Origin of the sequence: Sinorhizobium garamanticum (genome assembly GCF_029892065.1) — a bacterium.
Classification (GTDB): domain Bacteria; phylum Pseudomonadota; class Alphaproteobacteria; order Rhizobiales; family Rhizobiaceae; genus Sinorhizobium; species Sinorhizobium garamanticum.
This window is the reverse complement of the sequence record NZ_CP120373.1, coordinates 1,348,226-1,361,242: the sequence shown is the minus strand read 5'-3', so window position 1 is coordinate 1,361,242 and position 13,017 is coordinate 1,348,226. Positions and strand designations below refer to the sequence as shown.

Annotated in this window: 7 protein-coding genes; 4 read left to right on the top strand and 3 right to left on the bottom strand. The window is 61.7% G+C overall.

What is annotated here, in order from left to right:
• Positions 1-83: 83 nt before the first annotated feature.
• Positions 84-1,973, bottom strand: a complete 1,890-nt coding sequence (locus PZN02_RS06390) for an MFS transporter (RefSeq protein ID WP_280660761.1) — start codon at positions 1,971-1,973, stop codon at positions 84-86.
• A gap of 551 nt (positions 1,974-2,524) precedes the next feature.
• Here PZN02_RS06390 and PZN02_RS06385 point away from each other — a divergent pair.
• Both PZN02_RS06385 and PZN02_RS06380 read left to right on the top strand, forming a co-directional pair.
• The gene (locus tag PZN02_RS06385) at positions 2,525-3,559 is read left to right on the top strand and encodes an aspartate-semialdehyde dehydrogenase (RefSeq protein ID WP_280660760.1); all 1,035 of its coding nucleotides are present in this window, start codon (positions 2,525-2,527) and stop codon (positions 3,557-3,559) included.
• A gap of 191 nt (positions 3,560-3,750) precedes the next feature.
• Entirely contained in the window at positions 3,751-4,572 is an 822-nt protein-coding gene (locus tag PZN02_RS06380) for a lytic murein transglycosylase (RefSeq protein ID WP_280660759.1), read from the top strand.
• 79 nt (positions 4,573-4,651) lie between these two features.
• Here the strand turns inward: PZN02_RS06380 and PZN02_RS06375 are convergent, their stop codons facing one another.
• Positions 4,652-5,299 carry a carbonic anhydrase gene (locus PZN02_RS06375; RefSeq protein WP_280660758.1) on the bottom strand — a complete coding sequence of 216 codons (648 nt, stop codon included), beginning with the start codon at positions 5,297-5,299 and terminating at the stop codon, positions 4,652-4,654.
• Positions 5,300-5,538: 239 nt separating this feature from the next.
• Positions 5,539-6,417, bottom strand: a complete 879-nt coding sequence (gene pdxY / locus PZN02_RS06370) for a pyridoxal kinase PdxY (protein ID WP_280660757.1) — start codon at positions 6,415-6,417, stop codon at positions 5,539-5,541.
• A 282-nt stretch (positions 6,418-6,699) separates the two neighbouring features.
• Here pdxY and PZN02_RS06365 point away from each other — a divergent pair, with 282 nt between their 5' ends.
• Both PZN02_RS06365 and PZN02_RS06360 read left to right on the top strand, forming a co-directional pair.
• Positions 6,700-11,481 (top strand): NAD-glutamate dehydrogenase, encoded by a 4,782-nt coding sequence (locus PZN02_RS06365; RefSeq protein WP_280660756.1) that lies wholly within the window; start codon positions 6,700-6,702, stop codon positions 11,479-11,481.
• Positions 11,482-11,603: 122 nt separating this feature from the next.
• Positions 11,604-12,992, top strand: coding sequence for an MFS transporter (locus PZN02_RS06360; protein ID WP_280660755.1), 1,389 nt, complete (start codon positions 11,604-11,606; stop codon positions 12,990-12,992).
• The last annotated feature ends 25 nt before the right edge of the window (positions 12,993-13,017 follow it).

Here is a 13,017-nt window from a genome sequence, read left to right as displayed (position 1 = left end):
GCGCGGAGGGCCGCGCCGGAGTCGGGAGAGTTCGTCGGCGGGATGAGGAAAGGTTCCACATCCCGCGTCGTGGTATTGGCTCGTCAGTCCATGGCGTGGATATCGCGGTCCTTGGTCTCCGGCAGGAACAAGAGGCCGATGACCAGCGTGATGCCGGCGAAGACGATCGGATACCAGAGGCCATAATAGATGTCGCCCTGGGCCGCGCTCATCGCAAAGGCCGTTGCCGGGAGCAGACCGCCGAACCAGCCGTTGCCGATGTGGTAAGGCAGCGACATGCCGGTGTAGCGGATGCGGGTCGGGAAGAGTTCAACCAGAAGCGCGGCGATCGGGCCGTAGACCATCGTCACGTAGATGACGAGCACGGTCAGCACGGCGATGATCGTCGTCCAGTTGACGCGGGCTGGGTCGGCCACCATCGAGAAAACACCACCCTTGTCGATCGAATAGACCGCCATTTCCGTGGTGCCGCCGACCTCTTCCTTGGTCAGCAGCTTGTCGGCAATCAGCTTGTCGGCCGGTACCATGGTCTTCTCGCCGGCGCGGACAGCAGCCGCGTCAAGCGCCAGTTCCGGATTGGCCGCGACGAAGGCGTCGAGCTTGGATTCCGGAACCTTCGCCGCTGCACGCACCAGCGGGTAGCCGGAAGCCTGAAGCGCCATGTTCACCTGCTTGCTGAAGGCTGCATCCTCGGACTTCGCCTTGTCGCCGGCAGCAACCGCATCGTAGCTGTTGATCGTCGTTTCGCCGATCTTGACGGTCGCCGGCGTTCCCGCCGCGGCCGTGGTCACAACGTCATAGGGAACGGAGTTCTTGGTCAGGAAGGCGGTCGCGATGTCGCACGAGGTGGTGAACTTCGCCGTTCCGGTCGGGTTGAACTGGAACTTGCAGTCGCCCGGTGCGGCGGTGACCGTCGCGCGGACGCTTTCCTGCGCTTCGGCAAGGGCAGGGTTACCGGCCCAGGTCAGTGCCTTGAACAGCGGGAAATAGGTCAGCATTGCAAGCAGCAGGCCGGCCATGATGATTGGCTTGCGACCGATCTTGTCGGAAAGCCAACCGAAGAAAACGAAGAAGCCGGTGCCGAGGAGCAGCGAGGCGGCAACCATCAGGTTCGCCGACTGACCGTCGACCTTGAGGACGCCCGTCAGGAAGAACAGAGCGTAGAACTGGCCCGAATACCAGACGACAGCCTGGCCGACCACGGCACCGAAAAGTGCCAGAAGCGCGATCTTGGCATTCTTCCACTGGCCGAAGGCTTCAGACAGCGGCGCTTTCGAGCCCTTGCCCTCCTCCTTCATCTTCTTGAAGGCAGGCGATTCGTTCATCTTCAGGCGGATCCAGACAGAAACACCAAGAAGCGCAACGGAGACCAGGAACGGAATGCGCCAGCCCCAGGCGGCAAACGCTTCCTTGCCGACGAGGAACTGGACGAGCAGGATGACCACCAGCGACAGGAACAGGCCAAGCGTTGCGGTGGTCTGAATCCACGAGGTGAAATAGCCGCGGCGCCCATGCGGCGCGTGTTCGGCCACGTAGGTCGCAGCACCGCCGTATTCGCCGCCGAGAGCCAGGCCCTGAAGCATACGCAGCACAAGCAGCAGAATCGGAGCGGCAATACCGATCGACGCGGCGCCCGGCAGGATACCGACGAGGAATGTCGAAAGACCCATGATCAGAATTGTAACGAGGAACGTATATTTGCGACCGACGAGGTCACCGAGACGTCCGAAAACGAGCGCGCCGAAGGGGCGCACCAGAAAACCGGCAGCAAAAGCAAGCAGGGCGAAGATGTTTCGCGTCGTTTCGGGGTACGAGCTGAAGAAGGTCGCACCGATATAAACGGCAAGCGAGCCATAAAGATAGAAGTCGTACCATTCGAAGACGGTACCAAGCGATGAAGCGAAGATGACCTTCTTCTCCTCGCCGGTCATAGGACGGGCTTTTGCGCCGTCCATTGTTGCGACATTCGCCATTTTGATGATCCTCCACTCCAAAATCGGCATATTGGAGCGCCCATTCCCCGACCGAATATTCCTCCCTGAACGCCCGGTCGTGGTGCGCCTGATGAGAGGATGTCAGAAAAGCGGCGACCGAGGCAGGGATGCTTTGGGCTTATGACTTTCGTCTAATGCGGCGATCGGGCGCGCCGCCGGAACGGGATCACGCGAAAGTGTGGCGCGGCTTTCGCTCTTTCGGCGATGACTGCCGGGAAGCGATCGCGGCAGGCACCGGCTGCGGCTTGACTCTTGCCGAAAACCGCGTATGAGCAGCGGCGAACGAGGAAACCGCCATGCGACCGAACGGTCCGTCCATCGCAGCGTCGATCTTGCCGGCACTTGCCGCCGCGCAGGCTCGCCATTTCTCGCTCGCTAGCAAAACAACGGCCAAAACGACGACGAAAACCGTCTGACGTCTCTGGCCCTCCGCTCTCTCCCCGGTACGGCCGGGGACAGGAAACCTAGCGGGCCTCCCGCGCGGTTTCCCCCTCCACCAGACGAGGAGAGACAGAAAGAGAGCTTAGATCATGGGTTTCAAGATTGCAGTCGCAGGCGCCACCGGCAATGTCGGCCGGGAGATGCTGAACATCCTTTCGGAACGCGGTTTTCCCGCCGATGAAGTCGTGGCGCTCGCCTCGTCGCGGTCCATCGGTACCGAAGTTTCCTATGGCGACAAGACGCTGAAGGTTTCCAACCTCGAAACTTATGATTTCTCTGACACCGATATCTGCCTGATGTCGGCCGGCGGCGCGGTTTCGCAGAAGTATTCGCCGAAGATCGGCCAGCAGGGCTGCGTCGTCATCGACAATTCCTCGGCCTGGCGTTACGACGCCGACGTTCCGCTGATCGTCCCGGAAGTCAACCCGGATGCAATCACGCTGTTTTCCAAGAAGAACATCATCGCCAACCCGAATTGCTCGACGGCCCAACTCGTCGTCGCGCTGAAGCCGCTGCATGACCGCGCCAAGATCAAGCGCGTCGTCGTTTCCACCTATCAGTCGGTTTCCGGCGCTGGCAAGGATGGCATGGACGAGCTCTTCAACCAGACCCGCGCCGTCTTTGTTGCCGATCCGATCGAGAGCAAGAAGTTCACCAAGCGCATCGCCTTCAACGTCATCCCGCACATCGACGTGTTCATGGAAGACGGCTACACCAAGGAAGAGTGGAAGGTTCTGGCGGAAACCAAGAAGATGCTCGATCCGAAGATCAAGGTGACCTGCACGGCCGTGCGCGTTCCCGTCTTCATCGGTCATTCGGAATCGGTCAATATCGAATTTGAGAACGAAATTACCGCTGACGAGGCACGCGAGATCCTGCGCGAGGCGCCGGGTTGCCTGGTGGTCGACAAGCATGAAAACGGCGGCTACGTGACGCCTTACGAATGCGCTGGCGAAGATGCGACCTATATTTCGCGCATCCGCGAGGACGCGACGGTCGAGAACGGCCTCAACATGTGGGTCGTCTCCGACAACCTGCGCAAGGGCGCCGCGCTCAACGCCATCCAGATCGCCGAGTTGCTCGTCAACCGCGGCCTCGTCAAGCCACGCAAGCAGGCCGCTTGATCGGCCCCGCTCGGGATTGAATTGAAGCCCCGCCCGGTCCGCCAAAGGACCCCGCGGGGCTTACCATTGGTTCTTCCGCCGATGTTGGGCGGATTCACGTGAAACATGACGTCCCGAACGGGACCAGTAGGCCGGCAGAAGCCGGCGTTTTTTGAAGACAAGTGATTGTTCGGGCAAATACGGGGTATTTCATGCACAGGGCAAAGTGCGTAGTGGCGGGGCTTGCGGCCCTGGTTTCAGCGGCGATCCTTCCCGCGACCGCGGCAGCGGCTCAATGCGGCAATGACGCCAGCGGCTTTCAAGCCTGGGTAGCCGAGTTCAAACAACAGGCCGCCGGCAATGGCATCAGCCCCGCGGTCATCGACCAAGCGCTCTCCGGTGTTGCCTATAACAGGGCGACGATCCGCGCCGACCGCGGCCAGAAGAGCTTCAAGCTCTCGCTCGACCAGTTCATGCAGAAGCGCGGCGGCCAGACGATCATCTCTCGTGGCAAAAAGATGCGCGCGCAGAACGTCAGGCTCTTCGACAGCATCGAGCAGCGCTTCGGCGTGCCGGCCGGTCCGCTGATCGCGATCTGGGGCATGGAGACCGGCTTCGGCACGTTCATGGGCAAGGAGCACACGCTCTCGGCCGTCTCGACGCTCGCCTATGACTGCCGGCGTTCGGACTATTTCACGAACCAGCTCTACGCGGCGCTCCAGCTCGTCGAGCGCGGCGATCTGAGCCCGGCTGCGCGGGGCGCGGCCCATGGCGAGATTGGACAGACCCAGTTCCTGCCAGTCAACGTCTTGAGATTTGGCGTCGACGGCGATGGCGACGGCCATATCGACATGGTCCGCTCCAAGGCGGATGCACTCGCCTCGACGGCAAACTTCCTGCGCGGTCACGGTTGGCAACCGGGCGGCGGCTATCAGCCCGGCGAAGTCAATTACGCTGCAATCCAGGGATGGAACGCGGCCAGCGTCTATCAGCAGGCAATCGCCATCATCGGCGCCGAGATTGACGGCTACTGATTGCGTCCAACAGAAAATCGAGCGAGCCCGGTTTGAAAGGACCGGGCTCTTATATGCCCGCCGCTTACATGCCCGCCGCTTACATGCCTGGTCGCGCAAAATCGCCGGTCTTGGCGTCCATCACCCAAAGCTCCCCGGTCGAGATGTCGAACCAGGCACCATGAAGCTGCAACTTGCCCTTTGCCTCCAGAATCTGGACACAGGGGAAGGTGCGCAGGTTGGCGAGCGAATTGCGGATCGACACCCGTTCGAGTGCCCGCTGACGTTCCGCCTGGGTCATGAATTCATTGCTCTGGATCTGTTCGGCGGCAGGCTTCAACAGGTTCATCCACCGTCCGATGAAATCGCCGGGGGACAAGGGTTCCGCATCCGGATCGAGCGCCGCCTTGATGCCGCCGCAGCGCCCATGTCCCATGACGACGATGTCGCTGACGCGCAAGGACTGAACCGCGAACTCGAGCGCGGCAGAGGTCGAGTGATAATGCCCATCCGGCTCGTATGGCGGCATCATATTGGCGACGTTGCGGACGACGAAGAGTTCTCCCGGACCACTGTCGAAGATCGTTTCGGGTGCGGCTCGAGAATCGCAACAGGCAATAACCATCGTCCTCGGCTTCTGGCCGCTCTCGGCAAGCGTCTTGTATCGTTGCTGCTGCTCGCTGAAACGACCGCTCATGAAATTGCGGTAGCCGGTCAGAAGATGTTCCGGAAAGCCCTGCTTATCCATCGATAACCCCGCCTCATTCACTCATTCATTGCTGCATCGCCCCTACTGCATGATCCCTTAAATCGGAATCGATTTAAGGGCAAAATCATGCAGCAATCCAAAGTGCTACAGCGACCTTTGCGCGTCTGAGTGAGACGCGCGGCGCTGTAGGGACCAATGAAGCGTCGAAGTGTTACAGCGACCGTCGCGGACCTGAAAGGGCGAAGTGCGCTTATGAGCCATTTCTTTTATATCCGCAGCTATTTCTTCCGCACCTGACTTGGATGCAAGAAGCGCCGCATCTGCACCATGGCCATGGGCGTTGCAAGGCTCGACGCGTCCTGCTCGAGCGTCAGTTCGTCGGCACCGCGCCGGGCAGTGCGCGCAATGATCTCGAACACGCTGGCGGTCGCCATCTGCAGCGCCCGCTCTTCGGGCAGCCCCTGGAGTAGCCGCGCCAGAAATACGGCGGCGAGCAGATCACCGGTGCCGTTCGGCGGATTGTCGACCAACCGGTGCTCGGCCAGCAGCGCATGGCTGCCGGACAGGTAGAGATTGCCCGTGCCGCCGGTCATCATGGGGATCGCCGACGTCACCAGCACCCGTGAAGGTCCGAGACCGAGTGCCGCGTCGAGGATCGCCGTATTCGTTTCAAGTGCCGCCCCGACGAGCCAGGAGAGCTCGAACCGGTTGGGGGTCGCAAGTGTCGCCAGCGGCAGCAGACGGTCGCGCACCGCGGCCGCGATCTCGGCCGAAATGTAAAGGCTGTTGTCATCGCCGATGACGGGATCGCAGGCGTAGAGAAGCTCGGGATTGCGCTGGCGCAACGCCGTCACCAGTTGCGCCACGCCGTCGACCTGGCCCGGCGAGCAGAGATAGCCCGATAGAACGGCGCTGACTTCACCGATCCAGCGTGCATCGATGAGATCATCGATGATCGACTGGAAGTCCGTGTCGGCGATCGCCACCCGTGTCGAGCGGCCGTGACCCGGATGCCACGGCAGGATCACCGTCGGCACGGCCCAGACGCGATGCCCGAGCGTCTCCAACGCGAAGACCGCGGCCCGATTGCCAACGGTGCCGCGAACCACATGGCTTGAAATGACGATGACGGCGCCGGGTGCAGGCATTTCGGGCATCGGGCAGTTCCATTTCTTCGAATCAAAGTGTGATCGCCCGACTGTTACAGGCCTGTCAACAGGGGGCTACAGACGGGGGCGAAACAGGACTTCGGCGTTTTCGTTCGTTTCTAAGGTTTTTCGAGCAATTTTTGCAAAATCGCCTTCGATTTAAATGGATTTAGGTCGAAATCGCGTGAATTTCTCCAAACTTTGGCTCGATTTTGCCGAAATCGAGCATAAAACGGTCGCCATTGGCCATGGTTCTGATAGGCTCGTCTATCACGAATGGGGAGAGAGTTCATGGGCGTGAAATACAATCCAAAGCGGGACAGGCATATCGACGCGGCAAAGGCGGCTGCAAGCAAGATCGGTGCCGAGGCGCTGGCGCCCGAGATCCTCTTCGGCGGGGCAAGCAACGATGACCTCGACCTTTACACCGCCGACATGCTGGCGCTGACCGCGGCGCATGCGCGCAAGGAACTCGCACGCTGGGACGGCGGCAAGCCGCAGGTTTCGGTCGAAACCGTGCCGGGGGTTGCTCCGGGCGGCACCGATGTCTCGATCATCGCTATCACCGAACGCAACATGCCATTCCTCTATGATTCGGTCATGGGCGAGGTGACGAGCACGCACCGCGACATCCACCTCGCGATCCATCCCATTCTGGTCATGGAACCGGGCAAACCCATCAAGCCGTTCGATCCGGACGAGGAAAGCGATCCGGCGCACCGGGTGAGCCATATCCAGATCCACTTGAACAAGCTCGCGCCGCTCGAAGCACGTTCGCTGAGCAAGCGCATTGCCGACGTGTTGGAGCAGGTCCATCAGGCCGTTCACGACTGGCCGGCGATGACGACATTGCTCAACCAGGCCATGCAGGATCTGGAGGACTACAATGCGTCGCGCAAGAAGAGTGATCGTGACGAGGCGCTCGCGTTCCTTCGCTGGCTAAGGGACAACAATTTCACCTTTCTCGGAATGCGGGAATACACCTATTCCGGCAAGGGCGATAACGCGACGGTCGAACGCGGCAAGGGCAGGGGCCTCGGCCTTCTCTCCAACCCGGACGTCCGCGTGCTGCGCCAGGGCAAGGATGCCGTGCTGACGACGCCGGAAATCATCGCCTTCCTTGAGGGACCCGAGTTCCTGATCGTCACCAAGGCCAATGTGAAATCCGTCGTCCACCGCCGCGCCTATATGGACTACATCGGCGTCAAGCGCTTCGACGCCTCCGGCAACGTGGTTGGGGAACTCCGCATTGTCGGCCTCTTCACCTCGACGGCCTATACTCGCCAGGCTTCGGAAATACCGTTGCTCCGGCACAAGATTGAAAAGATCATTGACTATTTCGGCTACGATCCCCAGAGCCATTCCGGCAAGATGCTGGCAAATACGCTGGAATCCTATCCGCGCGACGACCTTTTCCAGATCGACGTCGGCCTGCTCGCCGCCTTCTGCGAGCAGATCAACGAACTCAGCGACCGGCCGCGCATCAAGGTCTTACCGCGCATCGACCATTTCGATCGCTTCGTCTCGGTCCTCGTCTTCGTGCCGCGCGAGCAATACGACTCGGCTGTGCGCGAGAAGATCGGCAACTATCTAAAGACGGTCTATGACGGCCGCGTTTCCGCCTATTACCCGGCCTTCCCCGAAGGCGGGCTGGCGCGGGTTCATTTCATTATCGGCCGCTACGCCGGCAAGACGCCGCGTGTCCCGCAGACCAAGCTCGAGGAGGCGGTTCGCGGCATCGTCACCCGCTGGACCGATCGCTTCAACCTGCTTGCCCGCAAGGACGGCATCGAGATCTCGGTTGGCGAAGCCTATCAGGCGGCGTTCACGCCGGCGGAGGCCTATGACGACCTCCACGATATCGCCGCCTGCAAGGTCGATGACCCGATCCGCATCTCGTTCTATCATAAGCAGCAGGAAAGGCCGGACGCACTGGAGCTGAAGATCTTCCACGCGGAGGATCCGGTTTCGCTCTCGCGTCGCGTGCCGCTCCTCGAAAATCTCGGTTTCCGCGTCATCAGCGAGCAGACCTACGACATCGGCGTCACCTCCCATGCGGAAGAACAGCGGCTCGTCGTGCTGCACGACATGGAGCTCGTTCACCGTGACGGACATGCGGTGAACCTCGCCAAGACCGGTCAGGCGCTCGAAGAGGCGTTCCTCGCCGCCTGGAACGGCACGATCGAGGACGACACTTTCAACCGACTGATCTTGCTTGCGGGCCTCACCGCACGCGAAGTCACGGTGCTGCGCGCCTATGCGCGCTATCTGCGCCAGGCGGGCATCACCTATTCGCAGGGCTATATCGCCGACACGCTGAACAAGTATCCGGCGATCGCTGCCGATATCTTCCGGCTGTTTGCGACGCGCATGGATCCGAAGACCGAGGTGAAGGCGCGCACGAAGAAGGGTAATGCCTTGCTCTCGGCCATCGAGGAAGCGCTCTCGGCCGTGCCAAGCCTCGACGACGATCAGATCCTGCGCCGCTACGTCAACGTGGTCCAGTCGACGCTCCGGACCAACTATTTCCAAAGGGATGCCGACGGCAAGCCCCGCGCCGTCCTTGCTTTCAAGCTCGACCCGAAGCAGCTCGACGGCCTGCCTGAGCCTCGGCCTTTCCGCGAGATCTTCGTTTATGGCACCGAGGTCGAAGGCGTGCACCTGCGCTTCGGCAAGGTGGCGCGCGGCGGCCTTCGCTGGTCCGACCGGGCGCAGGACTACCGCACCGAGGTGCTCGGCCTCGTCAAGGCACAGCAGGTCAAGAATGCGGTCATCGTGCCGGTCGGCGCCAAGGGCGGCTTCTACCCGAAGCAGCTGCCTGTCGGCGGTACACGCGATGAAATTTTCAAGGCCGGCACCGAGGCCTACAAGACCTATGTCCGCACGCTGCTCTCGGTGACGGACAACATCGTCGGCCAAGATGTCGTGCCGCCAGCCGATACGCTGAGGCTCGACGGCGATGATCCCTATTTCGTCGTCGCGGCCGATAAAGGAACCGCGACCTTCTCCGACACGGCCAACGGGCTTGCCCAGGAAGCCGGCTTCTGGCTCGACGACGCCTTCGCCTCCGGCGGCTCGGCGGGCTACGACCATAAGAAAATGGGCATCACGGCCCGCGGCGCCTGGGAAGCCGTCAAGCGTCATTTCCGCGAAATGGACATCGACATCCAGACGACGCCCTTCACCGTCGCCGGCGTCGGCGACATGTCCGGCGACGTTTTCGGCAATGGCATGCTGCTTTCGGAGAAGATCCGGCTGATCGCCGCCTTCGACCATCGCGACATTTTCATCGATCCGAATCCGGATATCGACCTCTCCTTCGCCGAGCGCAAACGCATGTTCGCACTTCCGCGCTCGAGCTGGCAGGACTACGACCGCAAGACGCTGTCTGAGGGCGCGATGATCATCTCGCGCGCCGAGAAGTCCGTGACACTGACACCGGAAGCGATGGCGGCAATCGGCATCGACAAGCAGAAGGCGACCCCCTTCGAGATCATGAACGCCATCCTCAAGAGCCAGGTCGACCTGCTTTGGTTCGGCGGTATCGGCACCTATGTGCGCGGCAGCAACGAAACGGACGCCGAGGTCGGCGACCGCGCCAACGACGCGATCCGTGTCACAGCGGAAGAGGTGCGTGCCCGCGTGATCGGCGAAGGCGCCAATCTCGGCGTCACCCAGAAGGGCCGCATCGGCTTCTCACTCGCCGGCGGGCGCTGCAATTCGGACGCGATCGACAATTCGGCCGGCGTCAATTCCTCCGACGTTGAGGTCAACATCAAGATCGCGCTAGCCTCGGCCATGCGGGATGATCGTCTGACGAGGCCGAAGCGCAACACCCTTCTGGCGTCGATGACGGACGAGGTGGCGCATCTCGTGCTGCGCAACAACTACCAGCAATCGCTGGCAATCTCGCTCACGGAAATGCAGGGGCTCCAGAACCGCACGTCGCTTGCACGGCTGATGGCGCGGCTTGAGACCGATGGCCACCTCAACCGCAAGGTCGAGACCCTGCCGACGGAACTCGCCATGAGCGAGCGTTACCAGGCGGGCAAGCCGCTGACGCGCCCCGAGATCGGTGTGCTGCTATCCTATGCAAAGCTGGTGCTGTTCGACGAGCTGATCGTCGGCGATCTGCCGGACGATCCCTATTTCACCGCGACGCTCGAGCGCTATTTCCCGGCAAAGATGCGCAAGACCTATGCCGGCGACATCCGCGGGCACCGGCTCCGCCGTGAGATCATCGCGACGGTACTCGGCAACGAAGTGATCAACCGAGGTGGCCCCGCCTTCGTTTCAACCCTGACGGATACGACCGGCTTTCTTTCCAGCGACGTCGTCAAGGCGGCCGTGCTGGCGCTCGACGGTTTCGACTTGCAGCGGATTTACGGAGAGATCGACGCGCTCGACAACCGGATCAGCGGCGCTGTCCAGAATGCGCTCTATCAGGAAGTGAGCCGCATCTTCGCCCTCGTCACCGAAAAGGCTTTGCGCACGCGCGCCGCGAGCGGCCCGGTTTCGGATGCGGTTTCGCGTCTGCGTGACGGCTTGCAAAAGCTGCGTGGCACGATGCGTGCCGCGATGTCCGGAGCCGAAGAAGCACGATTGAAGGCCGCGACCTTCATCGAAAGCGGCGTACCGGCAAAGCTCGCGGAGGAAATTGCCGAACTGTCACTGATGACCCTTGTGCCGGAGATCATGCAAATCTCCACCGAAACGAAGGAAACGCTGAGCCGCACCGCGCAGAGTTATTTCACCGTGACGGAGAACCTCGGAATCAACCGGCTGCTCGCAGCCGCCGATCGGGTTCCGGCCACGGAGCAGTTCGAGGCGATGGCGCTTTCGCGCGCCGTCGCGGATATTGGCGTCGCAAGGCACGACATCACTATCGCGGCGCTCGTCGGGCAGAAGGGTGAACGTAATCCCGTGCTCGCCTGGCACGACAGCGATCGCCAACGTGTCTCTAGTGTCGGCGAGCAGTTGAAGCTGCTCACCGAGAAGGGCGAAACCACACTCGCCAAGATTGCTGTCGCCGCTGGCCTGCTCAACGACCTTGCACGCGCCAGGGCGAAATGACACAGTCCCATCCGGGCAATCGGCCCGGAGGACTGATTCCGCTTCGGGTTTAATCGCGATTTCAACGCGTTATCAGCCCTCGCCAAACATCGGCGAGGGCTGATAAATGCCGGGAGGGGAAATTGGACGTTACGGCCGAAGCGAGAGGGCAGTCTAGGGCTTCACGCCTCGGCATCATCGGCTGGATGCTGTTCGATTGGGCCGCGCAGCCTTTCTTCACCGTCATCACCACCTTCATCTTCGCACCCTATTTCGTTTCCCGGCTCACGGCCGACCCTGTGCATGGGCAGGCGGTCTGGGGCTATACGCTCACTGTCTCGGGCATCATCATCGCGGTCCTTTCGCCGGTGCTCGGCGCGATCGCCGACGCGACCGGACCGCGCAAGCCCTGGATCGGCTTCTTCGCCGTCATCAAGATCGTCTCGCTCGCCATGCTGTGGTTCGCCGCGCCGGGCTCGCCCATCCTCTATCCCGCGATCTTCCTCGCTCTGGCGACCGTTGCCGCCGAATTTTCGATTGTCTTCAACGATTCGATGATGACGCGGCTGGTGAGCGAGAGGGAGGTTGGCCGCGTCTCGAACATTGCCTGGGGGCTCGGCTATCTCGGTGGCATGATCGTCTTGATCGCCGTCGTTGCGCTCATTGCCGGAAATCCCGCGACGGGCAAGACGACACTCGGACTCGACCCGATTTTCGGCCTCGATCCGGCCAGAGGAGAAGACGCTCGTATCACCGGACCAATCTCGGCCGTCTGGTACCTGATCTTCATCCTGCCGATGTTCTTCTTCACGCCGGATGCGACGAAGGCGGCGATGCCGTTGGGCAGGGCCACCGCTACGGGGCTTTCGGAGTTGAAGGGCACGCTCAGAGAGCTGAAGGAGAGGTCCGGGATCCTGCGCTTCCTGATCGCCCGGATGATCTTTCAGGACGGTGTAAATGGCCTGCTGGCGCTCGGCGGCACCTTCGCGGCCGGAATGTTCGCCTGGCAGACGATGGAACTCGGCATTTACGGCATCATCCTGAACGTCGTCGCGATCGGCGGCTGCCTCTGTGCAAGCGGGCTCGATGCCCGGCTCGGCTCGAAGACGATCGTGGTATTGAGCCTTATCTGTCTCACCATCGCCACGCTCGGCATCGTCTCGACCGGCCCCGGCTTCACGCTGTTCGGGCTGCTGACGCTTCCGATGGAAGATTCCGGCGGTCTCTTCGGCACGGCGGCGGAAAAGGCCTATATTCTTTACGGTCTCCTGGTCGGCATCGCCTTCGGACCGGTTCAGGCCTCGTCCCGTTCTTACCTCGCCCGAAGCGTTGCGGTTGAGGAAGCCGGCCGTTACTTCGGCCTCTATGCCCTTTCCGGACGCGCGACCTCGTTCCTTGCCCCCGCCTCCGTCGCAACGATCACCGTGATGGCCGATTCCGCGCGCATCGGCATGATGGCGCTGGTCGCTTTCCTCGCCGTGGGTCTCGCCATCCTTCTGCGCACACCCTATCCGGCGCATCGCCCGGCATGAAAACCCGCCGCGAGGGTTTTCGCGA

What these genes read in the sequence shown, in the direction of transcription:
- pdxY (WP_280660757.1), bottom strand. Translation starts at nt 6,417, where the DNA reads ATGCCCGAAATGCCTGCACCCGGCGCCGTCATCGTCATTTCAAGCCAT.
- PZN02_RS06375 (WP_280660758.1), bottom strand. Translation starts at nt 5,299, where the DNA reads ATGGATAAGCAGGGCTTTCCGGAACATCTTCTGACCGGCTACCGCAAT.
- PZN02_RS06365 (WP_280660756.1), top strand. Translation starts at nt 6,700, where the DNA reads ATGGGCGTGAAATACAATCCAAAGCGGGACAGGCATATCGACGCGGCA.
- PZN02_RS06380 (WP_280660759.1), top strand. Translation starts at nt 3,751, where the DNA reads ATGCACAGGGCAAAGTGCGTAGTGGCGGGGCTTGCGGCCCTGGTTTCA.
- PZN02_RS06390 (WP_280660761.1), bottom strand. Translation starts at nt 1,973, where the DNA reads ATGGCGAATGTCGCAACAATGGACGGCGCAAAAGCCCGTCCTATGACC.
- PZN02_RS06385 (WP_280660760.1), top strand. Translation starts at nt 2,525, where the DNA reads ATGGGTTTCAAGATTGCAGTCGCAGGCGCCACCGGCAATGTCGGCCGG.